The 24,538-nt window shown below is 70.4% G+C and carries 22 protein-coding genes and 2 pseudogenes; 12 read left to right on the top strand and 12 right to left on the bottom strand.

The genetic code is table 11. The features are described from left to right. Positions 1-60: 60 nt before the first annotated feature. From RLT59_RS21215 to RLT59_RS21225, 3 genes and pseudogenes are all read left to right on the top strand, one after another. Positions 61-702, top strand: a complete 642-nt coding sequence (locus RLT59_RS21215; RefSeq protein ID WP_311304852.1) for a PadR family transcriptional regulator — start codon at positions 61-63, stop codon at positions 700-702. A 77-nt stretch (positions 703-779) separates the two neighbouring features. Next, positions 780-1,724, top strand: a complete 945-nt coding sequence (locus tag RLT59_RS21220; RefSeq protein WP_311307805.1) for an efflux ABC transporter ATPase subunit, DrrA-related — start codon at positions 780-782, stop codon at positions 1,722-1,724. After that, positions 1,721-2,403, top strand: a pseudogene (locus RLT59_RS21225) (ABC transporter permease). Before RLT59_RS21220 ends, RLT59_RS21225 begins: the two are co-directional and overlap by 4 nt. Positions 2,404-2,408: 5 nt before the next feature. Here RLT59_RS21225 and RLT59_RS21230 read toward each other — a convergent pair. Together RLT59_RS21230 and RLT59_RS21235 are read right to left on the bottom strand one after the other, a co-directional pair. After that, positions 2,409-3,830 (bottom strand): glutamate decarboxylase, encoded by a 1,422-nt coding sequence (locus RLT59_RS21230; protein WP_311304853.1) that lies wholly within the window; start codon positions 3,828-3,830, stop codon positions 2,409-2,411. Positions 3,831-3,929: 99 nt separating this feature from the next. Further along, positions 3,930-5,149: pseudogene (locus RLT59_RS21235) on the bottom strand (ion channel protein). Positions 5,150-5,331: 182 nt separating this feature from the next. Here RLT59_RS21235 and RLT59_RS21240 point away from each other — a divergent pair. Continuing rightward, on the top strand, positions 5,332-6,090 hold the full coding sequence (locus RLT59_RS21240) for a MerR family transcriptional regulator (RefSeq protein WP_311304854.1): 759 nt from the start codon (positions 5,332-5,334) through the stop codon (positions 6,088-6,090). A 52-nt stretch (positions 6,091-6,142) separates the two neighbouring features. On the opposite strand, the gene RLT59_RS21245 is transcribed toward RLT59_RS21240, so the two are convergent. Then, on the bottom strand, positions 6,143-6,508 hold the full coding sequence (locus RLT59_RS21245) for a YbjQ family protein (protein WP_073733657.1): 366 nt from the start codon (positions 6,506-6,508) through the stop codon (positions 6,143-6,145). Between the two features lie 148 nt (positions 6,509-6,656). On the opposite strand from RLT59_RS21245, the gene RLT59_RS21250 reads away from it, so the two are divergent. Then, a complete protein-coding gene (locus RLT59_RS21250; protein ID WP_311304855.1) occupies positions 6,657-7,367 on the top strand; it encodes a DedA family protein in 711 nt (236 codons plus the stop codon). A 22-nt stretch (positions 7,368-7,389) separates the two neighbouring features. Here RLT59_RS21250 and RLT59_RS21255 read toward each other — a convergent pair whose 3' ends face one another. Then, positions 7,390-9,102, bottom strand: coding sequence for a threonine/serine exporter family protein (locus RLT59_RS21255; RefSeq protein ID WP_311304856.1), 1,713 nt, complete (start codon positions 9,100-9,102; stop codon positions 7,390-7,392). 200 nt (positions 9,103-9,302) lie between these two features. Continuing rightward, on the bottom strand, positions 9,303-9,797 hold the full coding sequence (locus tag RLT59_RS21260) for an inorganic diphosphatase (protein WP_024491916.1): 495 nt from the start codon (positions 9,795-9,797) through the stop codon (positions 9,303-9,305). Between the two features lie 86 nt (positions 9,798-9,883). Between RLT59_RS21260 and dacB the strand changes: the two genes are divergently transcribed. The 6 genes from dacB to folE all read left to right on the top strand — a co-directional run bounded on the left by dacB (position 9,884) and on the right by folE (position 17,478). Continuing rightward, a complete protein-coding gene (dacB, locus tag RLT59_RS21265) occupies positions 9,884-11,380 on the top strand; it encodes a D-alanyl-D-alanine carboxypeptidase/D-alanyl-D-alanine endopeptidase (protein WP_311304857.1) in 1,497 nt (498 codons plus the stop codon). A gap of 54 nt (positions 11,381-11,434) precedes the next feature. Continuing rightward, positions 11,435-12,568, top strand: coding sequence for an Rv3626c family coenzyme F420 biosynthesis-associated protein (locus RLT59_RS21270; RefSeq protein ID WP_311304858.1), 1,134 nt, complete (start codon positions 11,435-11,437; stop codon positions 12,566-12,568). 201 nt (positions 12,569-12,769) lie between these two features. Further along, the gene (gene tilS / locus RLT59_RS21275; protein ID WP_311304859.1) at positions 12,770-13,861 is read left to right on the top strand and encodes a tRNA lysidine(34) synthetase TilS; all 1,092 of its coding nucleotides are present in this window, start codon (positions 12,770-12,772) and stop codon (positions 13,859-13,861) included. Positions 13,862-13,960: 99 nt separating this feature from the next. After that, a complete protein-coding gene (hpt, locus tag RLT59_RS21280; RefSeq protein ID WP_037777945.1) occupies positions 13,961-14,500 on the top strand; it encodes a hypoxanthine phosphoribosyltransferase in 540 nt (179 codons plus the stop codon). Between the two features lie 196 nt (positions 14,501-14,696). Next, the gene (gene ftsH, locus RLT59_RS21285) at positions 14,697-16,724 is read left to right on the top strand and encodes an ATP-dependent zinc metalloprotease FtsH (RefSeq protein WP_311304860.1); all 2,028 of its coding nucleotides are present in this window, start codon (positions 14,697-14,699) and stop codon (positions 16,722-16,724) included. A gap of 148 nt (positions 16,725-16,872) precedes the next feature. Then, the gene (gene folE, locus RLT59_RS21290; RefSeq protein ID WP_311304861.1) at positions 16,873-17,478 is read left to right on the top strand and encodes a GTP cyclohydrolase I FolE; all 606 of its coding nucleotides are present in this window, start codon (positions 16,873-16,875) and stop codon (positions 17,476-17,478) included. A 101-nt stretch (positions 17,479-17,579) separates the two neighbouring features. Here the strand turns inward: folE and RLT59_RS21295 are convergent, their stop codons facing one another. The 7 genes from RLT59_RS21295 to RLT59_RS21325 form a co-directional block, all read right to left on the bottom strand. Then, on the bottom strand, positions 17,580-18,011 hold the full coding sequence (locus RLT59_RS21295) for a hypothetical protein (protein ID WP_311304862.1): 432 nt from the start codon (positions 18,009-18,011) through the stop codon (positions 17,580-17,582). A 315-nt stretch (positions 18,012-18,326) separates the two neighbouring features. Then, positions 18,327-18,809, bottom strand: a complete 483-nt coding sequence (locus RLT59_RS21300; protein WP_311304863.1) for a DUF3180 domain-containing protein — start codon at positions 18,807-18,809, stop codon at positions 18,327-18,329. A gap of 73 nt (positions 18,810-18,882) precedes the next feature. After that, positions 18,883-19,494, bottom strand: coding sequence for a 2-amino-4-hydroxy-6-hydroxymethyldihydropteridine diphosphokinase (gene folK, locus RLT59_RS21305; protein WP_311304864.1), 612 nt, complete (start codon positions 19,492-19,494; stop codon positions 18,883-18,885). After that, positions 19,491-19,850 carry a dihydroneopterin aldolase gene (gene folB, locus RLT59_RS21310; protein WP_024493348.1) on the bottom strand — a complete coding sequence of 120 codons (360 nt, stop codon included), beginning with the start codon at positions 19,848-19,850 and terminating at the stop codon, positions 19,491-19,493. Before folB ends, folK begins: the two co-directional genes overlap by 4 nt. 211 nt (positions 19,851-20,061) lie before the next feature. Beyond that, a complete protein-coding gene (locus RLT59_RS21315) occupies positions 20,062-20,544 on the bottom strand; it encodes a nuclear transport factor 2 family protein (protein ID WP_311304865.1) in 483 nt (160 codons plus the stop codon). Then, complete coding sequence (folP, locus tag RLT59_RS21320; protein ID WP_311307806.1) at positions 20,541-21,338, bottom strand: dihydropteroate synthase; 798 nt, start codon at positions 21,336-21,338, stop codon at positions 20,541-20,543. Before folP ends, RLT59_RS21315 begins: the two co-directional genes overlap by 4 nt. Before the next feature lie 92 nt (positions 21,339-21,430). After that, positions 21,431-23,272, bottom strand: a complete 1,842-nt coding sequence (locus tag RLT59_RS21325) for a phosphatidylglycerol lysyltransferase domain-containing protein (protein WP_311304866.1) — start codon at positions 23,270-23,272, stop codon at positions 21,431-21,433. 139 nt (positions 23,273-23,411) lie between these two features. Here RLT59_RS21325 and RLT59_RS21330 point away from each other — a divergent pair, with 139 nt between their 5' ends. Next, positions 23,412-24,533 carry an alpha/beta hydrolase gene (locus RLT59_RS21330; protein ID WP_311304867.1) on the top strand — a complete coding sequence of 374 codons (1,122 nt, stop codon included), beginning with the start codon at positions 23,412-23,414 and terminating at the stop codon, positions 24,531-24,533. The last annotated feature ends 5 nt before the right edge of the window (positions 24,534-24,538 follow it).

A 24,538-nucleotide genomic window follows, 5' to 3' on the forward strand; every position in this document is an offset into this window, starting at 1 on the left:
TTCCCCCTCCGAATCACGCACCGCTACTCTCATCAAAGTTGAGTAGAGAGGTGTGTGGGTATGTCCGCGATCCGGCTGCTGGTCCTTTGTGCCGTGCGGCAGCACGGCCGGGCGCACGGCTATCAGATCCGCAACGACCTGGAGTGCTGGGGCGCCCACGAGTGGTCCAGCGCGAAGCCGGGCTCGATCTACCACGCACTGAAGCAGATGGCGAAGCAGGGCGTCCTGATCGCCCACGAGGTCGCTCCGAGCACGGCCGGCGGCCCGCCGCGCACCGAGTACGAGATCACCGAGCAGGGTGACGCGGAGTACTTCGCGCTGCTGCGCGCGGCGCTCACCTCGTACGACCAGAAGCTGGACGTGCTCTCCGCGGGGCTGGGCGGCATCGTCGACCTGGAGCGGTCGGAGGCGGTGTCGCTGCTCAAGGAGCGGGTGGCGGGTCTGGCCAGGTGGCGGACGTCGGTCACCGAGTTCTACACGCCGGAGGCGGGCCCCGAGTCGATCGGCCACATCGGCGAGATCATGAACATGCGGGTGCACTCGGCGGACGCGGGCGCCGAGTGGACGCGCGGGCTGATCGCCCGGATCGAGGGTGGCGCGTACACCTTCGCGGGTGAGGGCGAGCCGTTCGTCGGCGTACTGGCCGAGGGCGAGGAGAACCCGTACGCGACCGGGGTGCCCGATCCCGGAGACGCTCACTAATCAAGTTTGGCGAATGCGGGACGGGCGGTTACCTTGCCCTCGCTAGTCAAGTTTGGCTATGAGAGGGTGTGACGATTTTGACCGACGCGATCGTCGTCGAAGGAGTGCACAAGCGATACGGCGCGAAGCGGGCCCTGGACGGCCTCGACCTCGCGGTCGCCCGCTCCACCGTGCACGCGGTGCTCGGCCCCAACGGCGCCGGAAAGACCACCGCGGTCCGCGTCCTGGCCACGCTGCTGCGGCCCGACGGAGGCCGGGCACAGGTGGCGGGGTACGACGTACGGCGGCAGGCGGGCCGGGTCCGGAGCCGGATCGGGCTGCTCGGGCAGCGCGCGGCGGTCGACGAGCGGCTCGGCGGCCGGCAGAACCTGGAGATGTTCGGGCGGCTGTACCACCTGGGCGCACGCCGGGCGGGCGTCCGGGCGGACGAGCTGCTGGAGCGGTTCGGGCTCGCGGACACCGACCGCAAGGCGGTCGCGGCGTACAGCGGCGGCATGCGGCGGCTCGATCTGGCCGCCTCGCTGATCACGGACCCGGAGGTGCTCTTCCTGGACGAGCCGACGACCGGGCTCGACCCGCGCGGCCGGGCCGAGGTCTGGGCGGCCGTGCGCTCCCTGGTGGGCGGCGGCACGACCGTACTGCTGACCACCCAGTATCTGGAGGAGGCCGATCAGCTCGCGGACCGCATCTCGCTGATCGACGGCGGACGGGTGGCCGCGGAGGGCACGGCCGACGAGCTCAAGGCGAGGGTCGGCGGCGACCGGATCGACGTCGTCGTCCGCGACGCGGCGGAGCTCGACCGTGCGGCCGGGCTGCTTCCCGGCGGCACGGTGCTGGACCGGGACCGCAGGCTGGCCGGCGCACCGGCCGGGGACCGGATGGTGGCGCTCACCCGGACCGTACGGGCGCCGGCGGAGGCGGGCATCGAGGCGGAGGACGTCGCGGTGCGCCGGCCGACGCTGGACGAGGTGTTCCTGACCCTGACCGGTCACAGGACGGACGAGGCGGAGGCGGCGGCATGAGCGCGGTGGGCTGGGCGGTATCCGACTCCTGGACCATGACCCGGCGCGAACTGGCGCACTGGGCACGGCAGCCGGTGCAGGTCGTCGTGGGGCTGGTCTTCCCCGTGATGCTCCTGCTGATGCTCAACTACCTGGTCGGCGGCGGCCGGGGCGTCGAGGGCGACACGGCCGAGTACCTGGTGCCCGGCATGCTCGCGCTCACCATGGCCTTCGGTCTGGAGTCGACGATGCTCGCGGTCACCCAGGACCTGACAAGGGGGTCGTGGACCGGTTCCGCTCGATGCCGATGGCCTCCGGCGCGGTGCTGGTCGGCCGGTCCGTCGCGGACATGCTCCAGTCGGTGGCCGCGCTCGCGGTGATGGGCGCGGTGGGGTACGCGATGGGCTGGCGGTGGCACGACGGGGCGGCCGCGGCGCTGGGGGCGGTGGGACTGCTCCTGCTGCTGCGGTTCGCGATGCTGTGGCTCGGCATCCTGCTGGCGCTGGTGGCGGGGCGGCCGGAGGTGGTGCAGGCGGTGCAGACGGTGCAGACGGTACGCGGCCTGTTCGGCAACCCGGGCGCCGGTGGTGACTCCTGGGCGTCCACCCACGCCGAACTCCTGGCGGTCATCTGGCCGTTGGCCCTGCTGGCTGTGTTCTTCCCGCTGGCGGTACGGCGGTTAGCGCGGCTCAGCCGGTAGGACGCTCAGTGGTGGAACGACGTCGCCGCCCCATGATCCCGGCTCAACGGATGGTCCTGCGCCCGTAGTTCGGGCAGCAGCAGCTGCAGGTCCTCCAGCAGCAGCTCCGCGAGGTCGGAGGAGAAGCCGTTGCGGCACACGATCCGCAGCACCGACAGATCCTCCCGGTTGGCCGGGAACGTGTACGCCGGCACCAGCCAGCCCCGCTCGCGCAGCCGCCGGGACACGTCGAAGACGTCGTACGCCGTCACCTCCGGCGCGGTCGTCAGCGCGAACACGGGCAGCTGGTCCCCCCGGGTGAGGAGGCGGAAGTCGCCCAGGGCCTCGATCCGTTCGGCGAGGCCGCGCGCCACGTCCCGGGACGCCTGCTGCACGGCCCGGTAGCCCTCCCGGCCCAGCCGCAGAAAGGTGTAGTACTGCGCCACCACCTGCGCGCCGGGCCGGGAGAAGTTCAGCGCGAACGTGGGCATGTCCCCGCCCAGGTAGTTGACCCGGAAGACCAGCTCCTCCGGCAGCTCGGCGGGCGAGCGCCACAGCGCCCAGCCGACACCCGGGTAGACCAGCCCGTACTTGTGCCCGGAGGTGTTGATCGAGGAGACCCGGGGGAGCCGGAAGTCCCAGACCAGGTCCTCGTCCAGGAACGGCGCCACCATCGCCCCGGACGCCCCGTCCACATGGACGGGGATGTCCAGGCCGGTGCGCTCCTGGAGGGCGTCGAGGGCGGCGCAGAGTTCCGCGATGGGCTCGTACGAGCCGTCGAAGGTGGAGCCGAGGATGCCGACCACGCCGATGGTGTTCTCGTCGCAGAGGTCCGCCGCCGCCTGCGGGTCGAGGTGGAAGCGGTCGCCCTCCATCGGGACCAGGCGCGGTTCGACCTCCCAGAACGTGCAGAACTTGTCCCAGCAGACCTGCACGTTCACGCCCATGACCAGATTGGGCCGGGCGGTCGCCGGATACCGGTCGGCGTTACGGAGGGCCCAGCGGCGCTTCAGCGCGAGCGCGGCCAGCATGCAGGCCTCGCTGGAGCCGGTCGTCGAACAGCCCACCGCCGTCGCGGGGTCCGGGGCGTTCCAGAGGTCCGCGAGCATCGCCACGCAGCGCCGCTCCAGCTCGGCGGTGCGCGGGTACTCGTCCTTGTCGATCATGTTCTTGTCGCGGCACTCGCCCATCAGCACTCCGGCCTGGGGTTCCATCCAGGTGGTGACGAAGGTGGCGAGGTTGAGCCGCGAGTTGCCGTCGAGCATCAGCTCGTCGTGGACCAGGCGGTACGCGGTGGCGGGCGGCAGCGCGCTGTCCGGCAGCTTGTGGCGGGGCGGCGCCGACTCCATCCCGGCCGTCGGATCGGCCTCCCCGAAGAACGGGTTGAGGGCCAGCCTGCGCTGTTCCGCGGACGGTTCGCTGCGGGGTGAGCCCTGGTGGAGCGGCATCGGCCGGCCTGCCCTTCGTCGGTTCCTGGCCGCGAGGCCGTACGAATCCGACCATACGGACACTCCGGGCGCCCGGCCCGCCGGATGGGTCCGCCCGGGTCACCGCAGCGGGGTGCCGTCCTCCTTCAGCTGCATCTGCGGACGCCCCGTCACCGGCAGCCAGGCCGGCAGCGAGGCGACGCAGAGCAGCGGGAGCAGGTTCATGTCGGAGGCCGGCACCGCGGCCGTGAACAGGCTGAGCCAGCCCTGCCGGGTGACGGCCAGCAGCACCCCGAGCACCCCGCACGTCACCGCGACGGCCACCGGCACCCCGCCGACCAGGGCATGGGCGCACAGGCCCAGCGACACCCGGCGAACACGACCGGGAAGATCCGCCCGTCCCGGAAACCGCACGTCGCCGCGGGCCCCGGTCTTCACCACCGCCATGAGGGCGAACCGCCCCGCCGACCAGCCGTCCGGGTCCGCGGCCAGCTCCTTCACCTCGTCCAGCCCCTTGAACAGGGTGAGATGCCCGCCCAGGGCGCCGAGCAGGCCGAGCAGCAGCCCGCCCAGGGTCAGCGCCAGGACCGGATGGGGCAGGGCGCGGAAGGCGCGGTGCACGTAGGGGAAGGCGTACACCGCCGCCAGTCCCAGCACCGCCCCCGCGGAGGCGATGACGACGGCGGAGAGCAGGTCGCCCCAGTGCGTGTGGGTGTAGTCGGGCAGCGAGAGGTCGAAGCTGGGGTGGGCGGCCAGCGTCATGGTGAGGGACCCCGCCGCACCGGCCGCGAGGCCGGCGTCTCGGTGAGGATCAGCGCGGCGGCGATCGGGGTGCCGAACAGCGCGCCGATGGTGCCCGCCGCGGCGAGCGACACCCACAGCTCGGCCGGGGCACCCGGCGCGAACCGGCGGCCCGCCCAGAAGGCCAGCGCGATGTTCGCCGCCGTGATCGGGTTCTCCGGACCCAGGCTGACCCCGCCCGCCAGCGCCACCACCGTCACCAGCAGGAGCCCCGGCACCACACCCGGCGCCAGCGGCGGATCGACCAGGCCCATGGTCGCCGGATCGGGACCGGCCCGGCCGGGCACCGCCCGGATGACCAGCCCGGCCAGCAGCCCGATCGCCGTGAGCATCACGATCATCCACAGCGAGGAGTACCGGCCGATCGACAGCGCGTCGAGCAGCGTCTCCCAGAGCACGTCCTGCAAGCGGTCCGCGAGCAGACTGACCCCGAGCAGCACGAGGGCGGAGGCCACTCCGACGGCCGGCGCGGGGACGAGGAGCGGCAGCAGCCTGCGCGCGGGGGCCGGTTCGGCGGAGACAGCGGAATCGGTGGACACCGGCTCACCACAGCGAGGCAAAAGCCCTATAACCCTCCAAAAGGGGGAGGCGTGACCCCCTTTCGGAGTCGCACCTGACACCAGGCCGGGCTGCGCCTCACCGCACGTCGGATTTGCACCTCACGTCACGTCAGGACGCAGGCTCTGTCATGTATTCAGCACAGGGAAAGGGGCGCGGAGCCATGGAGCACTCCGTGGGGCAGGTCGCCGGGTTCGCCGGGGTCACGGTGCGCACACTGCACCACTACGACGCCATCGGGCTGCTCTCGCCCAGCGGGCGCAGCCACGCCGGTCACCGGCGCTACAACGACGCCGACCTCGACCGGCTCCAGCAGATCCTGTTCTACCGGGAGCTCGGCTTCCCGCTCGACGGGATCGCGGCCCTGCTCGACGACCCGGAAGCAGACCCGCAGGAACACCTGCGCCGCCAGCACGCGCTGCTGTCCGGGCGGATCGGCGAACTGCAGCGGATGGCCGCAGCGGTCGAGACAGCCATGGAGGCACGGAAGATGGGCATCAATCTCACGCCGGAGGAGAAGTTCGAGGTCTTCGGGGGCAAGGACCCGGAGCGTCACGCGGAGGAGGCGGAGCGCCGCTGGAGCCACACCGATACCTATGCCGAGTCGCAGCGCCGGGCCGCCCGCTACACCAAGGAGGACTGGAAGCGGATGCAGGCGGAGGTCGCCTCCTGGGGTGAGCACTACGACGCGCTGATGGCGGCCGGTGAGCCGGCCGCCGGCGAGCGCGCGATGGACCTCGCGGAGGAGCACCGGCTCCACATCACGACCTGGTTCTACGACTGCACCCCGGAGATCCACCGGGGTCTCGGCGAGATGTACGTCTCCGATCCGCAGTTCAAGGCGTTCTACGAGTCGATGCGGCCGGGCCTGGCCGAGCACCTGCGCGACGCGATCAACGCCAACGCGGCCCGCCGCGAATAGCCGGACGCGCGGTTACGGGGACGGGCCGCGGGGCGCCGTCCCCGTAAGGCGTTCAGAGCCTGCTGATCACCGCGGCCGTACCGTACGCGCAGACCTCGGTGCCCACGTCGGCGGCCTCCGAGACGTCGAAGCGCATCATCAGCACCGCGTTGGCGCCCCGTGCCCGCGCCTGTTCCACCAGTCGTTCCATGGCCTGGTTGCGGGTCTCGACGAGCGTCTTGGTCAGCCCCTTCAGCTCGCCGCCGATCATGGACTTCAGCCCGGCGCCGATCTGGCTGCCGAGGTGCCTGGACCGCACGGTCAGGCCGAACACCTCCCCGATGACCTGGGTCACCTGGTGGCCCGGCACGTCGTTGGTGGTGACGACCAGCACATCGGCCTGGGCCGCCTGGCCGCCGCCGTAATCCTCAATGCCCATGGGTGTGGCACCTCCTGGGGAGAGTTTTGCCCCGGTTCGCCCGGTGTGCATCTCCACGGGGGCCGGTGGAACCCGGAGGCGCTCCGTTGCGTTGATAGCTTTGGGCGGCCACGCAGCCGTCATCCACCACATCCTGGAGCCCGGACCCTTGAATACGCTTGCGCTCGGACCGAGCTGGCTGGACCCGGACTATCTCATCGGTGAGTTCGGACTGATCGGCGTGCTGGTCATCGTCTTCGCCGAATCCGGTCTGCTGATCGGGTTCTTCCTGCCCGGTGACGCCCTGCTGTTCACCACGGGTCTGCTGGTAACGACGGACAAACTGCACAATCCGCTCTGGCTGGTCTGTGTACTGGTCGCCCTGGCGGCGATCGTCGGTGACCAGGTGGGCTATCTCTTCGGTCGCAAGGTGGGCCCGGCGCTCTTCAACCGTCCGGACTCACGCCTCTTCAAGCAGGAGAACGTCGAGAAGGCCCACGAGTTCTTCGAGAAGTACGGGCCGAAGTCGCTGATCCTGGCCCGCTTCGTGCCCATCGTGCGCACGTTCACCCCGATCATCGCCGGTGTGAGCCGGATGAACTACCGCTCGTTCATCACGTTCAACATAATCGGCGGCGTCATCTGGGGCGTCGGGGTGACGGTCCTGGGCGCGGTCCTGGGCAAGATCGAATTCGTGCACAAGAACATCGAAGCGATGCTCATCCTGATCGTGCTGATCTCGGTGGTGCCGATCGGTATCGAGTTCCTGCGCGCCCGCGGCAAGTCGAAGAAGGAAGCGGCCGCGCGGGACGACGAGGACCAGGACCCGGCCGGCGGCGGCACCGGCACCGGGCGCCGCGGCCGTCACGCCAAGCGCTGACCCGGCCCCCGGGACCGCCGGATCAGAAGCCGCGCGTCCGCTTGGCCGCGCGGCGGTTCGCGCCGCCGATCGCGCCCGGCACCCGCATGAACAGCCGGGAGATCTCGCTTCCCAGGTTCACCCCGATGGCGATGGCCCCGGCCGTCGCCACCGCGGTCGACAGCGAGGCGAGACCCCGGTCCAGCTCGTTCTGCGCGATGCCCAGCAGACCGAAGTACGTCGCGGAACCGGGCAGCAGCGGGCCGATCGCGGCCGTGATGAACGGCAGCGACGAGGTGTACCGGTACCGCGAGAACAACTGCCCGAACAGCCCCACCAGGCCGGCCGCCACCGCCGTGGCCGCCACCGGAGAGATCTTGCCGGTATTGGCCATCGCCCCGAAGATGATCCAGGCCACCCCGCCGTTGAGGGTCACCGCCAGCACCGTGGACCGGTCCTGCTGGAGCAGGATCGCGAAGGCCAGGCTCAGCAGCATCGACGCCAGGATCTGGAGCCACGGCCGGTCGTGCGAGATCAGCCGCTCCTCCGGGTTCAGCTGGGCCCCCAGCTGAAGACCCCCGTACAGCACCAGCAGCACACCCGCGACGATCCCGATGAAGAAGTACATGACCTCCAGGAGCCGCGCGGCCGCGGTGATGTAGTAGCCGGTCAGACCGTCCTGCACCCCCGCCACCAGGGCCCGCCCCGGCAGCAGCGCGAACAGCCCACCGGTGATGACGGCCGACGGGCGTACGTCCGACCAGTGGGTCAGGGTCAGCGCGACCCCCAGCGCGGCGGGCGGCATCGCCGCCACCACGAACTGGTAGAACTCCGGAAGCCCGCGCCCGGCACACAGCCAGGCCAGCCGGTCCCCGAGCATCGCGCCGAGCGCCGCGATCAGGAAGACCACGGGGCCACCGCCGACCAGCACCGATGCCGCGCCCGCCAGCCCGCCGGCGGCCAGCGTGAGCACCCAGCCGGGGTACGGGTGCCGGTTCCTGCGGATCTCCGCGAGGCGCCGGTACGCCTCCTCAAGGGAGACCTCGCCCTCCTCCGTGGTGATGTCGTCGATGAGCCGGAAGACCGCGGCCAGCCGGGTGTAGTCGGTGCCCCGGCGGCGCACGGTACGGCTCGCCGTCACCGGGTCGTCGACCAGCGAGGGCTGGTGCGAGATCGACAGCAGCGTGAAGGTGACGGTCGGCTCGCAGCGGTCCAGCCCGTAGCTGCGGGTCACGGCGAACATCGCCGCCTCGACGTCCTCCGCGCCCTCGCCGCCGGCCAGCAGCAGCTCCCCGATACGCAGCGTCAGGTCGAGCACGCGCGGCACCGCGGGGCCCGCGTCGTCGTGCTTCTGGACCGGCTCGGGCGCCGGGCGCTCGGCCACCGGCATCCGCAGCATCGTGCGCATCCGGTCCTGCCAGGGCGCTTCCTTGGTCAGCCGGATCATCGGGATGCCGTGCGCGGGCGTGAAGGCGGGGGAGTCCCGGGCGCTGTAGGTGCGCGGCGGGGCGAACGCCGAGCCCACGGTGTCCGAGCCGGAACCCGTTCCGGAACCGGAAGCGGAACCCGTACCCGAACCACCGCCAGGCCCCTGCTGCTCAGGCGTCAGACCGGCCGGAAGGGCGAACTCCGACGTCGGGTGGTCCTCCTCCGACGGCGACGCCGACCTCTCCACCCCCGCGGGCTGGGAGAAGGCGCTGCGTGCCTCGTCGGACTGGGGCTTCTGGTCCTCCGGACCGCCCGGTTCCGCCACCACTGACCTCACTCATCATCGGCTGCGCGTCTTCGGTAGCGCTCCTGCCCAGTATGGCCGCGGAGATGGGCGGCCACGCGAAACGGGCGGCACACCGGTGAAGGTGTGCCGCCCGTCGCTGGAGCAGACGCACAAGCGGAACCGCGAACGGAACCACGAGCAGAGCCCGAGCGGAACCGTGGAACGGAACCGCGAACGGAACGTCAGTGAGCGCCGCCCTGCGCCTCGAGGCGCTTGTACGAGTTCTCGATCTCGGCCTCGGCCTCGGTGCGGCCGACCCAGTCGGCGCCCTCGACGGACTTGCCGGGCTCCAGGTCCTTGTAGACCTCGAAGAAGTGCTGGATCTCCAGGCGGTCGAACTCCGACACGTGGTGGATGTCGCGCAGGTGCTCCACCCGGGGGTCGGAGGCCGGCACGCACAGCAGCTTGTCGTCGCCGCCGGCCTCGTCCGTCATCCGGAACATGCCGATGGCACGGCACTTGATGAGGCAGCCGGGGAACGTCGGCTCCTCCAGGATGACCAGCGCGTCCAGCGGGTCGCCGTCCTCGCCGAGGGTGTTCTCGACGAAACCGTAGTCCGCCGGGTAACTGGTCGAGGTGAAGAGCCGACGGTCCAGACGGATCCGGCCGGTCTCGTGGTCCACCTCGTACTTGTTCCGCGAACCCTTCGGAATCTCGATAACGACGTCGAACTCCACGGGTGGCTCCTCCATGATCAACACATACGACTGATGGTTAAGTGTCCCTCACGGAGATGTGTGCTCGCGAAAGGGGCTGGTCAACGGTGGACGATCCGGTGAAAAGACCGTCGGTCAATCCGTTCGGCAAGCTGAGCGGGGCGGCCCTGAAGGACCACCTCGGCCTGCGGAACGGGCTGAGCAACTGGCAGTTCACGGCCGTCTCCGCCGCCCTCGGCCTGGCGCTCGCAGCCGGCGTCGTCCTTGCCGCCGGTCCCTGGGACTCGGGTCAGCGTAAGGCCGAGCAGGACTGGGCCGCCGCCCGGAACGCCACGGGTGGCGCACATCACGACCCCGACGCGCCCGCCGGACCGGCCCCAGCGCCCAGCGCCCCGGCCGTGCTCACCGCGCTCGGCACCACCGCGGACCGGTCCACCACCCGGACCCAGGACGGCGCGGCGGCCGCACTCGGCCCCGTACTGGACCCCCTGCTGAAGGACTCCGCGCTCGGCGACCGGCGCAGCGCCGTCGTCATCGACACCGCCACCGGCAGACGGCTGTACGGCAAGGGGGCCGACGCCCCCATGACCCCGGCCTCCACGGTCAAGATCGCCACCACCGTCGCGGCCCTGACCGCGCTCGGCCCCGACCACCGCATCCCCACCACCGTCCGTGCCTCCGCCGACTCCCGCACCTTGACCCTCGTCGGCGGCGGCGACCCCACCCTCGACCGCGCGGCGCTGCGCACCCTGGCCGCGGACACCGCCCGCGCCGTCAAGGCCGCCGGCGTCCACGAGGTCCGGCTCCGGTACGACACCTCCGGCTACTCCGGGCCCGCACTCCACCCGATCGGCCCCAACGAGAACATCGCCCCGCTGAGCGCCCTCATGGTCAACGAGGGCCGCCTCGACGACACCGCGAGCGGCCCCGCCCAGCGCAGCACGGACCCCGCCCGGGACGCCGCCGACGCCTTCGGTGAACTGCTGGACAAGGCCGGCGTCGACACCGGGTCCGGGCCGGCGGCGGGCCGGCCGGCCGCGAAGTCCCGTCCCGTCGCCAAGCACCTCTCCGCCCCGCTCTCCGGACTCATCGAGCGGGCGCTGACCAACAGCGACAACGACATCGCGGAGGCGCTCGCCCGGCAGACCGCGCTGTCAGCGGGCCAGCCGGCGGACTTCGCCGGCGGCCGACGGGCCGTCACCGCCCAGCTGAAGAAGCTGAAACTGCCGCTCAAGGGCGTCGTCCTCACCGACGGCAGCGGACTCGACCGCCACGACAAGGTCACCGCCGCACTCCTCGCCGGTCTGCTCGCCCGTACGGCCGATCCGGACCACCCCGAACTGCGCTCCGTCCTCTCCGGGCTCCCGGTGGCCGGCTTCAGCGGCACGCTCAGCGGCCGCTACACGACGAAGTCCGGCGGCACCGGCCTGATCCGCGCCAAGACGGGCACCCTCACCGGCGTCAACACCCTCGCCGGCACCGTCGTGGACCCGCACGGCAGGCTCCTCGCCTTCGCCTTCCTGGCATCGGGCACCACAGACCCGGCCGCGGCCCAGTCCGCCCTCGACTCGCTCGCCACCGCCCTGGCCGCGGGCAAGGGCTGAAGGCCGCCCCCCATTTGCCGCTCGGTCCGGGGACCGAGCACGTACGGTTGACGCATGACGAGCATCGGTGGTGCGGGGATGGTCGACTGGAAGCTCGCGGTTGCGACCGCGACCCGATTCGTGCGGCCTGGGCCGGAGATCAGCCGCGAGGAGGCCCGCGAGGTCGTCGCGGAGCTGCGCAGGCACGCCAAGGCCGCGGAGGAACACGTCCGCGCCTTCACCCGGATGATCCCGGAAGGGACCGAACCGGAGGACACCCCGGTCCTGGTCGTCGACCGGGCCGGCTGGATCAAGGCGAACGTCGCGGGCTTCCGCGAACTGCTGCGCCCCCTCCTGGACAAGATGGAGGAACGCCGCGGCGGCGGTGCGGGCGGCGCCGTGCTCGGCGCGGTCGGCTCCAAGGTGACCGGGGTGGAGGTGGGGATGCTGCTGTCGTTCCTGGCCTCCCGGGTCCTCGGCCAGTACGAGACGTTCGCCCCCGCCACCCGTGACCTCCCCGCCTCGGCCGAAGGCGGCGGCAGGCTCCTGCTCGTCGCCCCGAACATCGTCCACGTCGAACGGGAACTGGAGGTCGACCCGCACGACTTCCGGCTCTGGGTCGCCCTCCACGAGGAGACCCACCGCACCCAGTTCACCGCGGTGCCCTGGCTCCGCGACCATCTGCAGGGCGAGATCCAGTCATTCCTGGACGAGACCGACGTCGACCCGATGACCGTGCTGGAACGGCTCCGCGAGGCCGCCCAGTCGCTGGCCGGCGGCCGGCCGGAGGGCGAGGAGGGCGAGGACGGCGGACGCAGCCTCGTCGAGGTCGTGCAGACGCCCGCCCAGCGCGAGATCCTCAGCCGGCTCACCGCGGTGATGTCCCTGCTGGAGGGGCACGCGGACTACGTGATGGACGGCGTCGGCCCCGAAGTGGTCTCGTCCGTCGGGGAGATCCGGGAGAAGTTCCAGCAGCGCAGGGCGCGCGGCGCGAGCCGGCTCGACCAGGCCCTGCGCAAGCTCCTGGGCCTCGACGCGAAGCTGCGCCAGTACCGGGACGGCGAGCGGTTCGTGCGCGCCGTGGTCGACGAGGTCGGCATGGACGGCTTCAACCGGGTCTGGACCTCGCCCAACACCCTCCCCACCAAGGCGGAGATCGCCAAGCCGGCGGACTGGATCGCGAGGGTGCACCGTAAGGCAGAGTCATGATCACGGCGCGAACAGGGGCTCGCGGCCACGGTCGAACGCGCCGGTAATCACCCATCCGAGGGACCGTAGGGGCATGGGAAGGCGTGCAATGCTCGTTGAACGGCATTGCTCTGTCACCATCGACGCACTCTGAGTGACGGCACTCTTTCCTGTCCCGGCACTCCGAAGCTCCTCTCCGAAACTTCACGAAGGGCACCGGACATGGGTCCCCATCCTGCGGTCGCGGCGATACGCCTGGCGGTCCGCCGCGTACTCCACGACGTCATCACCGACTTCGCCGAACAGACCGAACGAGCTCCGCACGCCGGACGCGCCCCGCACCCCGAGCTCGCCGAAGCCGGCGCCGGCCGACGGCGCGCCGCACTTCCCGAACGACCCGATACCCCTCTGGTGCTGGTGGCATGCTCCGGTGGCGCCGATTCCATGGCGCTCGCCTCCGCACTCGCCTTCGAGGCCCGCAAACTCCCCGTCCGGGCCGGCGGCATCACCGTCGACCACGGCCTCCAGGACGGCTCCGACACCCGGGCCACCGAGGTCGTCGGCCGCCTCAGCGCCATGGACCTCGACCCGGTCGAGGCCGTCGCGGTACGGGTCGGCCACGACGGCGGACCCGAGGCCGCCGCCCGCGACGCCCGCTACGCCGCACTGGACGCGGCGGCCGAACGCCACGGCGCCGCCGCCGTCCTGCTCGGCCACACCCGCGACGACCAGGCGGAGACGGTGCTGCTGGGGCTCGCCCGCGGCTCCGGCATCCGCTCCCTCTCCGGCATGGCCGCCGCGTCCGGACCGGCCGGCCGCTACCGCCGCCCCTTCCTCCAGCTCGACCGGCAGACCGCCCGCAAGGCCTGCCTGGTCCAGTCCCTGACCGTCTGGGACGACCCGCACAACATCGACCCCGCCTACACCCGCTCCCGGCTCCGTCACGAGGGCCTGCCCGCCCTGGAGAAGGCGCTGGGCAAAGGAGTCGTCGAGGCCCTCGCCCGTACCGCACAGCTCTCCCGCGACGACGCCGACGCCCTGGACACCTGGGCCGCGGAGGCCGACCGTGACGTACGCGACGAAGCGGGCCGCCTGGAGTGCGCCAAGCTCTGCGTCCTGCCGCCCGCCGTCCGCCGCCGGGTACTGCGCCGGGCCGCCATAGAGGCGGGCTCCCCGGCCGGTTCGCTCTTCGCCCGGCACATCGAGGAAGTCGACCGCCTCATCACCGGCTGGCGCGGCCAGCAGGCCATCAACCTGCCCGGCCGCGTCGAAGCCCTGCGCCAGGGTGGCAGACTGGTGATTCGGCAGAGCTGACGCACAAGCGGCTGACATGCAGGCGAGCGGCCGCGCAGGTCCGGGGACACCACCCGGACCAGGCAGGCAAAGAAAGAGACGCGGGTGAACGAGAAGGACATGGGTACCGACCTTCAGTCGGTGCTCCTCACCAAGGAAGAGATCGACGCGAAGCTCGTCGAACTGGCCGCGAAGATCGACGCGGAGTACGCGGGCAAGGACCTGCTCCTCGTCGGTGTCCTCAAGGGCGCGGTGATGGTCATGGCGGACCTGGCGCGCGCCCTGTCCACCCCCGTCACCATGGACTGGATGGCCGTCTCCTCGTACGGAGCGGGCACCCAGTCCTCCGGTGTCGTCCGGATCCTCAAGGACCTGGACACCGACATCAAGGGCAAGCACGTCCTGATCGTCGAGGACATCATCGACTCGGGTCTGACCCTGTCCTGGCTGATGTCGAACCTGGGCTCGCGCGAGCCCGCCTCGCTGGAGATCTGCACCCTGCTGCGCAAGCCCGACGCGGCGAAGGTCGCGCTCGACTGCAAGTGGGTCGGCTTCGACATCCCCAACGAGTTCGTCGTCGGCTACGGGCTGGACTACGCGGAGAAGTACCGCAACCTCCCCTTCGTCGGCACGCTCGCCCCGCACGTCTACGGCGGCTGACCAGGACCCGCACAACCCGCACCGACTCCGGGGAACCCTCACGGATTTCCCGCCGTTGAGCCTTCGAAGGCGGGTTTGACAGACGTCCCCGGCGGTCGTCGGTGACAATGCTGGGGTACCGTCCGAAGAACAGTCTTTACTCACACGCAGCATTTACCTACGGGCAGGAGGGACGGGGCGACTTCGCTCCGTATGGATGGACGTGAAGCGATACTTCCGTGGGCCGGTCATGTGGATCGTGCTGGCCGTCCTCGCCGTGGTCGTGTTGATGCAGGTCGTCGGCTCGTCCGGCGGCTACAAGACGGTGGACACCGGCAAGGTGATCCAGGCGATCAGTAAGAACCAGGTGGAGCAGGCCAAGCTCACCACCGGTGACGATCAAATCCTCAAGATCGAGATGAAGGACGGCCAGAAACTCTCTGGCGAGTCCGGCAGCAAGTTCCAGGCGAGCTACATCGGCGACCAGGGCGTCGAGCTGGCCGACACGCTGCAGAAGAAGTTCGAGAGCGGTGACATCGAGAAGGGTTACACCGTCTCGCCGTCGAAGCAGTCCCCGTTCGTCTCGATCCTCTTCTCGCTGCTGCCCTTCGTCCTCATCGTGGTCGTCTTCCTGTTTCTGATGAACCAGATGCAGGGTGGCGGCTCCAAGGTCATGCAGTTCGGCAAGTCCAAGGCCAAGCTGATCACCAAGGACACCCCCAAGACGACGTTCGCCGATGTGGCGGGCTCGGACGAGGCGGTCGAGGAGCTCTACGAGATCAAGGAGTTCCTCCAGGAGCCGGCGAAGTTCCAGGCCGTCGGCGCCAAGATCCCCAAGGGTGTCCTGCTGTACGGGCCTCCCGGTACGGGCAAGACGCTGCTCGCACGCGCCGTCGCCGGCGAGGCGGGCGTCCCGTTCTACTCGATCTCCGGTTCCGACTTCGTCGAGATGTTCGTCGGTGTCGGTGCCTCCCGGGTGCGCGACCTCTTCGAGCAGGCCAAGGCGAACGCCCCGGCGATCGTCTTCGTCGACGAGATCGACGCGGTCGGCCGGCACCGCGGTGCCGGCATGGGCGGCGGTCACGACGAGCGCGAGCAGACGCTGAACCAGCTGCTCGTCGAGATGGACGGCTTCGACGTGAAGGGCGGCGTGATCCTGATCGCCGCCACGAACCGGCCGGACATCCTCGACCCGGCGCTGCTGCGTCCGGGCCGCTTCGACCGGCAGATCGCGGTCGACCGGCCGGACATGATCGGCCGGCTGGAGATCCTCAAGGTCCACCAGAAGGGCAAGCCGGTCGCACCGGACGTCGATCTCGGCGCCGTTGCCCGTCGTACGCCCGGCTTCACCGGTGCCGACCTGTCGAACGTGCTGAACGAAGCGGCGCTCCTCACGGCGCGCGGCAATCTGAAGCTGATCGACAACAACATGCTCGACGAGGCCATCGACCGCGTCGTGGCGGGTCCGCAGAAGCGGACCCGGATCATGTCCGAGAAGGAGAAGAAGATCACCGCGTACCACGAGGGCGGACACGCCCTGGTCGCGGCGGCCTCACCTCAGTCGGACCCGGTCCACAAGATCACGATCCTCTCCCGCGGCCGCGCCCTCGGTTACACGATGGTGCTCCCGGAGGAGGACAAGTACTCCACGACGCGCAACGAGATGCTCGACCAGCTGGCATACATGCTGGGAGGGCGCGCGGCCGAGGAGCTGGTCTTCCACGATCCGACCACCGGCGCTGCGAACGACATCGAGAAGGCCACCGCAACGGCCCGCGCGATGGTCACGCAGTACGGCATGACGGAGCGGCTCGGCGCGATCAAGTTCGGCGGCGACAACACCGAACCCTTCGTGGGCCGCGAGATGGGCCACCAGCGCGACTACTCGGAAGAGGTCGCCGCGCTGGTCGACGAAGAGGTCAAGAAGCTCATCGAGAGCGCGCACAACGACGCGTGGGAGATCCTGGTCGAGAACCGAGACGTTCTGGACGCACTGGTTCTCCAGCTCCTTGAGAAGGAGACCCTCGGCAAGGCGGAGATCGCTGAGATCTTCGCTCCGATCGTCAAGCGTCCGGCCCGTCCGGCGTGGACCGGGTCCGCCCGGCGCACGCCGTCCACCCGGCCGCCGGTGCTCTCCCCGAAGGAACTCGCCCTCACGAACGGCGCCACCACGGCGAACGGCTCCCCGGTCGCGGACATCGTCCCGGCCACCGAGTCGATCCCCGAGGATCGTCCCGAGAGCTAGATACCGGACCCGTGCGACCCCCGTCACAGGGGTTCGGGCGGGCCCGGAATGGAAGCCGCGTCCTCCAGGTTTTAGCCTGTGGGGGCGCGGCTTTCGTATATCTGCGCGAATGTCCACGCAGCTGACAGCTCAATGGAACGAGGCACAGATGACCGACCCGGTGACGCTGGACGGCCAGGATCCGATCGGTGAGTTCGACGAGAAGCGCGCCGCCGCAGCCGTACGCGAGCTCCTCATCGCCGTGGGCGAGGACCCGGACCGGGAGGGGCTGCGGGAGACCCCGGGGCGGGTGGCACGGGCGTACAAGGAGATTTTCGCGGGTCTGTACCAGGCGCCCGAGGACGTGCTGACGACCACGTTCGACCTCGGCCACGACGAGATGGTGCTGGTCAAGGACATCGAGGTCTTCAGTACCTGTGAACACCATCTGGTGCCCTTCCACGGGGTGGCGCACGTCGGATACATCCCGGCGGCGAGCGGCAAGATCACCGGCCTGTCGAAGCTGGCCCGGCTGGTGGACGTCTATGCCCGCCGTCCGCAGGTCCAGGAACGGCTCACCACTCAGATCGCCGAGTCGCTGATGGAGATCCTGGAGCCGCGTGGAGTCGTCGTCGTCGTCGAGTGCGAGCACATGTGCATGTCGATGCGCGGTATCCGCAAGCCCGGTGCGAAGACACTGACCTCCGCGGTGCGCGGACAGCTCCGCGACCCCGCGACGCGGGCCGAGGCCATGAGCCTGATCATGGCCCGCTGACCGGGCCGGTACCGGCCCGCCCGACGCCCCGTACGTGCGGCTGAGGGCCGGCGGATCGCTGGGATCCACCGGCCCTCAGGCCCGCCGAAAGGCTTTGTGGGCTACTTGTACTTGTACGTGGCGTGGGCCACGCTGTTCACGGGCCACCACGAGTCGGAACCATTCTGGGAAATGAAACTACCGGTTCCGGAATTCGAGGCCCGGTAGGTCCACTTTTTTGTCGCCTTCACCTTGACCGTGGGTGTGGTGCACGACTTGGACTTACGGCAGCCTGCGATTTTGCTTGCGAATGTCTTTCCGTTGTTCCCGGAAAGCGCGACGGACGGGCGCTGGGCACTCATCTTGTGGGTGCAGACCTGCTTCGCGTTCGCGTAGACGGTCTTCCCGGTGCGCCACACCTTCACTGTGTTGGTGCAGCCGTAGTACGCCTTGCCCTTGCCCGAGATGGCTGCCGCGTTGGCCGACGTGGAGGAAAGGAGGACGGAGGCGACGACGGCCACCCCGACGCCCACACTCTGCAAACTGCGCTTCACGTTGATGCTCCCCGTTTCGATTCGAGAGCCGGACGCCGACGGGCGCCCGGTTGATCTTCGTCGCATCGGAACGTTAACACTCTCGCCTGCTCGTGTCCCGGGTTAATGCGAGAAGCTCGGGGACGATGAGGGCGGACCTCAGTTAACCCTCAAATGTATTGCGTGGGATCTGAGGGGGGCTGTATAGCGGAAGTAATGGGGGTGGAATGCGGGCGGCAGATCGGGGGCTCGGTGATCCGGAATTCAAGGTTCCGTAATTGGCCGTTCCGGTTTGCTCTCCGGAAGCGCGTTGTCCGGAAGCGGCCCGGCGGTGGGCTACGCCCCCGCCGCGTTCTTGTTGTCGTCCTCGTCGTCCGGGAGCTTGCAGACGCGTTCCAGGAAGAGGGCGGCCGCTATCACCGCGATGCCGGCCAGGACCGCGAAGCCGGCGTAGATCGCCTGGTCGCGGCGGGCCGGCATGTCGAGGGAGCCCAGCAGGAAGACGCCGACGCCGCCGTACATCCCGGCGACCAGGGCGACGACCAGGGCGCTGGCCTGGCCGAAGACCACGGCGCGGGCGGCCATCAGGGGCTCGACGCCCTTCGCGCCCGGCCGGCGCTCACGCTGGGCGCGCAGCCGGGAGCGGATGGAGAGCGCGGTCGCCAGCAGGACGACGGCGATCACCGCGAGGACGATGGGGGCGGCCAGGGGCACGCTCGGCAGGGTGCCGAGAGAGTCCCAGAGGCGGGCGCCGCCCCAGGACAGCACCCCGGCGGCGGCGAAGAGGCCCGCCAGTACTCCGAGCCGTAGTTGCTTCACCGGGTGAGCCGCCCTTCGCCGCCTGTGATCTGTGCCGCTGTGATCTTTCCTGCTGTTCCTCAGAGCCTAACGACTACTCGGGCAGCCGGAGTTCCAGGTCGGCCCGGGGCAGTACGCTGCCGCGGCCGACACCGGCCAGCAGATCGGCGACCGGGCCGACGCCGGGCAGCTGGGCCGCCGGATCCACGTCGTGCCACGGGGCGAGGACGAAGGCGCGCTCGCGGGCCCGGGGGTGCGGGAGGGTGAGCACCGGATCGTCGGAGACGACATCGGCGTACGCCACGATGTCGACGTCGATCGTGCGCGGACCCCAGCGCTCCTCGCGGACCCGGTCGAAGGCCTCCTCGATGGCCTGGCCGCGCTCCAGGAGGGAGGACGGGGGCAGCGTGGTCTTCACGACGACGACCGCGTTGAAGTACGAGGGCTGGGAGCCGGGGTCGACGCCCCAGGGCTCCGTCTCGTACACCGGGGAGACCGCCTTGACCCGGAGGCCGGGGGTGTCCTCCAGGGCGTCGATGGCGCCCTGGAGGGTCTCCAGGCGGTTGCCGAGGTTGGAGCCCAGGGAGATCACGGCGCGTTTGGGGTTGGAGAGGGTGATGTCCGCGGCGTCCACCTGTTCGACCACGGAGGCGGGAACCGGCTGTACGGTCGGGTCGCTCTGCCCCTCGGTAGAAAATGCAGTCATGCTCGGCTCCGGGTGATGGTGATGGTGACGTCGTCGAAGGGGACTGTGATGGGCGCATCCGGCTTGTGCACCACGACCTCCACCTCCTCGACGCCTTCGTGCTTGAGGCACTGCTGGGCGATGCGCTCCGCGAGCGTCTCGATCAGATCGACCGGTTCGCCCTTGACGACGTCGACGACCTCCTCCGCGACCACGCCGTAGTGCACGGTCTTCGTCAGGTCGTCGGCGGCTGCCGCGGGGCGGGTGTCGAGGCCGAGCACCAGGTCCACGATGAAGGTCTGTCCCTCTTCCCGTTCCCGGGGAAAGACACCATGGTGCCCGCGGGCCTTGAGGCCGCGCAGCGCGACACGATCCACGCGAATCACTCCTGCTGTTGTTGGTCGTAGGGGCACGGGCCGCGTGCGGGCGGCGTCCTGCCCTCACTGGAATCTACCTGCGGGCACCGACAGCACTCGCCTGTGGGGCCCACGGCGGACCGCACGGGGCCGGGTAGCCGCAGATACCCGGATGTGCCCGATTCCAATCCCGGGGAGTCGCTATTCAGTCCTCCACCGGTCTTGTACCCATTCAGGAGGGGGACTCTTCGTCCTCTTCCTCACCGGTTTCGGCCAGTACGGGTGACCCGTGGTGGGACCAGAGCTTCCAGCCGTCGGGAGTGCGCCGGAACACATTGGTGGCGACGACCAGCTGGCCCACCAGCGGCCCCAGCGAGCTGCCCTCCTCAGCGGGTCCGCCGCTGAGGATGTTCTCCGTGCAGGTGACCAGGGCGGTGTCGCCGGTCATGGACACCCCGACGTCGGTCAGGAAGAACTGGATGTACTCGGTGTTCGCCATGATCAGCGCGTAGCTGCGCAGCACCTCGCCGCGGCCGGTGAGCACCGGCCAGCCCGGGTGGACGCAGGAGACGGTGAGATCGTCGCCGGGCAGCCAGAGCCCGGTCAGTTCGTCGAGGTCCCCGCGCTCCATCGCCTCGTAGAAGGCGGTGTTGGCCAGCTCGACCGCCTCGATGTCGGCGGCCGCGTCCGCGTGCTCGTCCCGCGACTCGTTCACGCGGCTCCCTCGACGGCGCGGGCGACGCGTACGGCGTCGGCGGTGGCGCGTACCTCGTGGACCCGGACGGCCCAGGCGCCGGCGCGGGCGGCGAGCGCGGAGATCGCGGCGGTGGCCGCGTCACGTTCGCGGGCGGGTGGCGGTGCGGCGCCCGGCCCGGCCAGTACGTGGCCCAGGAACCGCTTCCGGGAGGCGGCGACCAGCAGCGGACGGCCCAGGGCGTGCAGGGCGTCCAGACGGGCGATGAGCGAGAGGTCGTGGCCGGCGTCCTTGGCGAAGCCGAGGCCGGGGTCGATCACGATGCGTTCGGGGGCGACACCGCCGCAGACCACGGCGTCCATCCGGGTCCGCAGCTCCTCGACGACCTCCGCGACGACATCCCCGTACACCGCCCGGCTGTTCATCGTCTCGCTGAAGCCGCGCCAGTGCATGACGACGAAGGGGACCCCGGCGGCGGCGACGACCGGGACCATGTCCGGGTCCGCGAGCCCGCCGCTCACGTCGTTGACGAGGACCGCGCCCGCCTCGACGGCCTGCTCCGCGACCCGGGCCCGCATGGTGTCCACGGAGACGGTGACCCCTTCGGAGAGGAGTCCGCGGACCACTGGGACGACCCGGCGCAGCTCCTCGGACTCGTCGACCCGGCTGGCTCCGGGGCGCGTCGACTCACCGCCGACGTCGACGAGGTCGGCGCCCTCGCCCACCAGGTCGAGACCGTGCTTGACGGCCGTCGTGGTGTCGAACCAGCGGCCCCCGTCGGAGAAGGAGTCGGGGGTCACATTGACGACACCCATGACCGCACAGCGGTCCCACTCCGGCAGGCCCTGGACCGTGCCTCGTCCACGCAACGTACTCATACGACCAGCCTAGGCCGTGACGGGACCCCTCACGCCGCGTGGACGCCCTGCTCCGGTGCGGAGGGCCGGGTGTGCGCGCAGGGCCGCCGCTCGCCGGAGGGCAGGCGGCGGGCCAGTGGACGGGGCAGTGCGAAGCTGACGAAGCCCTCGGCCTGCATCGCGGCCAGCGAGATCCGGGGCAGGTCGCGGGCGGTGCGGTAGACGACGAACCGGGGCTCCCAGCGGGGCCGGAACTTGGCGTTGAACTTGTACAGCGACTCGATCTGGAACCAGCGCGACAGGAAGATCAGCAGGCCGCGCCAGACGCGCAGCACCGGTCCCGCGCCCAGCTTCTCGCCGCGGGCGAGCGCGGAGCGGAACATCGCGAAGTTCAGCGAGACGCGGGTGATCCCGAGCCGGGGCGCGGCCTGGAGGGAGGCGACGATCAGCAGTTCGTTCATCCCCGGGTCCGCGGCGCGGTCGCGGCGCATGAGGTCCAGGGACATGCCGTCGGTGCCCCAGGGGACGAAGTGGAGCACCGCCTTCAGGTCGCCGTACGGGGATTCGGCGCTCTGTTCGTCGGCCTTGTGGGCGGTGGCGACGAAGCAGTCCCCGTCGGCGCCGTCACCGATCCGGCCCAGGGCCATGGAGAAGCCGCGCTCGTTGTCGGTGCCGCGCCAGTCGGCGGCGGCCCGGCGGATGCGGGCGAGCTCGGCCTCACCGATGTCAGCCACGCGCCGGACGCGGGTCTCGTAGCCGCCGCGCTCGATGCGCTTCACCATCTGGCGTACGTTGCGCATCGCCCGTCCGGCGAGGGAGAAATCCGCGACATCCACCACCGCCTCGTCCCCGAGTTCGAGGGCGTCGAGTCCGGTCTCGCGGGTCCAGACCTCGCCGCCGGTCTCGCCGCAGCCCATCACGGCCGGGGTCCAGGAGTGGGCTCTGGCCTCGTCCATGAACCGTTCGATGGCGCCGGGCCAGGCCTCCACGTCACCGATCGGGTCGCCGCTGGCCAGCATCACCCCGGAGACCACGCGGTAGCAGACGGCGGCCTTGCCGCTGGGGGAGAACACCACGGCCTTGTCGCGGCGGAGCGCGAAGTGGCCGAGCGAGTCGCGGCGGCCGTGCCGGTCCAGCAGCGCGCGCAGCCGGGCCTCGTCGTCCTCGGTGAGGCGGGCGGCGGGGTGTTCGGGGCGGAACGCCAAGTAGATGGTGGTGACGGCGGTCAGCAGGCCGAGCGCGCCGAGCGAGTAGCCCACGGTCCAGGAGGTGACACCGGCGTACTCGACCGGGCCCTCGAAGCCGAACAGGCCGTACAGCACGTGCTGGAGCCGGTCGGCGATGCTGGGGTTCCCGACCAGCCGGCCGGGGTGGACGCTGACGATGACCAGGCCGAGGCCGAGCGAACCCGCGCCGAGCAGGACGAAGTTGGCCAGGGCCCGCCAGCGGCTGCGCGGGTCGGGGAGGGCCGCGAACTCACTCCGGTGGCGTACCAGCAGATAGCAGAGCGTCAGGGAGACGACCGCGCCCAGCACCGAGTGCCGGTAGAGGAACTGGGACAGCGCACCGGCCGGGAGCAGCACGACGGCCGCCCGCCAGGCCCGTCGTTTGTGCCGCTTGAGGCCGTGGGCCAGGAGCAGCAGCAGGACGCCGGCGCTCAGCGAGAGCGCTGCGGCGAAGGGGCCGAGGGCGCCGGGCAAAACTTCGGCGAGGGTGTGCATCCTGCTGTGGCGGAAGCGGGGGAAGACCCCGGCGGCGACGTCGATCAGGCCGACTACGGTGCAGGCGGTGCCGACGAGCACCGGTACGGTTTCGGGTCGCGGTCCGCGCACGAACTTGCGTGCGCTATTCGGAACCGATCCCGATTTATCCCCATCTAGCGTGACAGACATCGCTTCCCGTGGTTCCGCGAGAGATTTGTGGAGTACGTCGGCCGGAGTCCGGCGGACGCTGTGCGACCTCTAGGACGAGCCTTCCGGGCGGAGGGTTCACTCGTATCCGGGAAATTTCCAGACAGAAAGTTCAATCGTCATGGGCCTTACCGGCAAGGCAGTGCTGATCCTGGCGATCGCGCTGGCCGTCGTGCTGTTCGCTGTCACGATCTGGCTCTGGCCGAGGTTCGCCCGGCGCAGTGTCCCGATGGTGTTCGGCAGGGTCGGCCTGCTCCTGGCGACCCAGGTGGCGGTCTTCGCCTCGGTCGGCCTGATGGCCAACAACTCGTTCCTCTTCTACGGCTCCTGGGCGGACCTGTTCGGCCAGAAGCAGGATCTGGGCGTGATCACCGACCACGCCGCCGGGACCCTGGCCGCGAAGAACATCGTCCGGGTGGGGACGCAGCGGCCCGACGTGCCGGGCGGTTCGCTGGCCACCAGGGGCGGCCGGATCGACAAGGTGGTGATCGCGGGGCGGCACTCCGGGATCGAGAGCTCGGCGTACGTGTACCTGCCGCCGGAGTACTTCCAGGAGGCGTACGCCCGGCGCAAGTTCCCCGCGGTGGTGGTGCTCACGGGCTACCCGGGCACTTCGGAGAACCTCCTCAAGGGGCTGCGCTACCCGCGTACGGCACTCGATCAGGTGAAGGCCGGACGGTCGCAGCCGATGATCCTGGTGATGCTGCGGCCGACGGTGGCACCGCCCCGGGACACCGAGTGCGTGGACATAAAGAACGGCCCGCAGACCGAGACGTTCTTCGCGCGGGATCTGCCGCGCGCGGTCTCCGCCGCCTACCGGGTGGGTCAGCGCGCCCGCAACTGGGGCATCATCGGCAATTCGACCGGCGGCTACTGCGCGCTGAAGATCGGGCTGCACCACCCGGACCGGTTCGCGGCGAGCGCGGGGCTCTCCGCGTACTACAAGGCGGCGGAGGACCCGACGACCGGCGACCTCTTCCACGGCGATCAGTCGGAGCGTGAGCGGGCGGACCTGCTGTGGACCCTGGACCACCGGCCGATGCCCGACTCGTCCTTCCTGGTGACGACCTCCCGCCACGGCGAGGAGAACTACGCGGATACGAAGAAGTTCCTGGCAAAGGTGAAATCGCCGGCGCAGGCCTCCTCGATCGTGCTCGGCAGCGGCGGGCACAACTTCAACACCTGGCGCCGGGAGATCCCCGCCGCCCTGGAGTGGCTGAGCAGCCGGCTCAGCGAGAACTGAGCCGG

The sequence above is a fragment of the Streptomyces sp. ITFR-6 genome, assembly GCF_031844725.1.
Taxonomy (GTDB): Bacteria; Actinomycetota; Actinomycetes; order Streptomycetales; family Streptomycetaceae; genus Streptomyces.

Bases quoted from the DNA above. Each gene is read 5' to 3' on its own strand.
- RLT59_RS21215 (WP_311304852.1), top strand. From the start codon at position 61: ATGTCCGCGATCCGGCTGCTGGTCCTTTGTGCCGTGCGGCAGCACGGC.
- RLT59_RS21230 (WP_311304853.1), bottom strand. From the start codon at position 3,830: ATGCCGCTCCACCAGGGCTCACCCCGCAGCGAACCGTCCGCGGAACAG.
- RLT59_RS21240 (WP_311304854.1), top strand. From the start codon at position 5,332: ATGGAGCACTCCGTGGGGCAGGTCGCCGGGTTCGCCGGGGTCACGGTG.
- RLT59_RS21245 (WP_073733657.1), bottom strand. From the start codon at position 6,508: ATGGGCATTGAGGATTACGGCGGCGGCCAGGCGGCCCAGGCCGATGTG.
- RLT59_RS21270 (WP_311304858.1), top strand. From the start codon at position 11,435: ATGACGAGCATCGGTGGTGCGGGGATGGTCGACTGGAAGCTCGCGGTT.
- tilS (WP_311304859.1), top strand. From the start codon at position 12,770: ATGGGTCCCCATCCTGCGGTCGCGGCGATACGCCTGGCGGTCCGCCGC.
- hpt (WP_037777945.1), top strand. From the start codon at position 13,961: ATGGGTACCGACCTTCAGTCGGTGCTCCTCACCAAGGAAGAGATCGAC.
- ftsH (WP_311304860.1), top strand. From the start codon at position 14,697: ATGGACGTGAAGCGATACTTCCGTGGGCCGGTCATGTGGATCGTGCTG.
- folE (WP_311304861.1), top strand. From the start codon at position 16,873: ATGACCGACCCGGTGACGCTGGACGGCCAGGATCCGATCGGTGAGTTC.
- folK (WP_311304864.1), bottom strand. From the start codon at position 19,494: ATGACTGCATTTTCTACCGAGGGGCAGAGCGACCCGACCGTACAGCCG.
- folP (WP_311307806.1), bottom strand. From the start codon at position 21,338: ATGGGTGTCGTCAATGTGACCCCCGACTCCTTCTCCGACGGGGGCCGC.
- RLT59_RS21325 (WP_311304866.1), bottom strand. From the start codon at position 23,272: ATGTCTGTCACGCTAGATGGGGATAAATCGGGATCGGTTCCGAATAGC.
- RLT59_RS21330 (WP_311304867.1), top strand. From the start codon at position 23,412: ATGGGCCTTACCGGCAAGGCAGTGCTGATCCTGGCGATCGCGCTGGCC.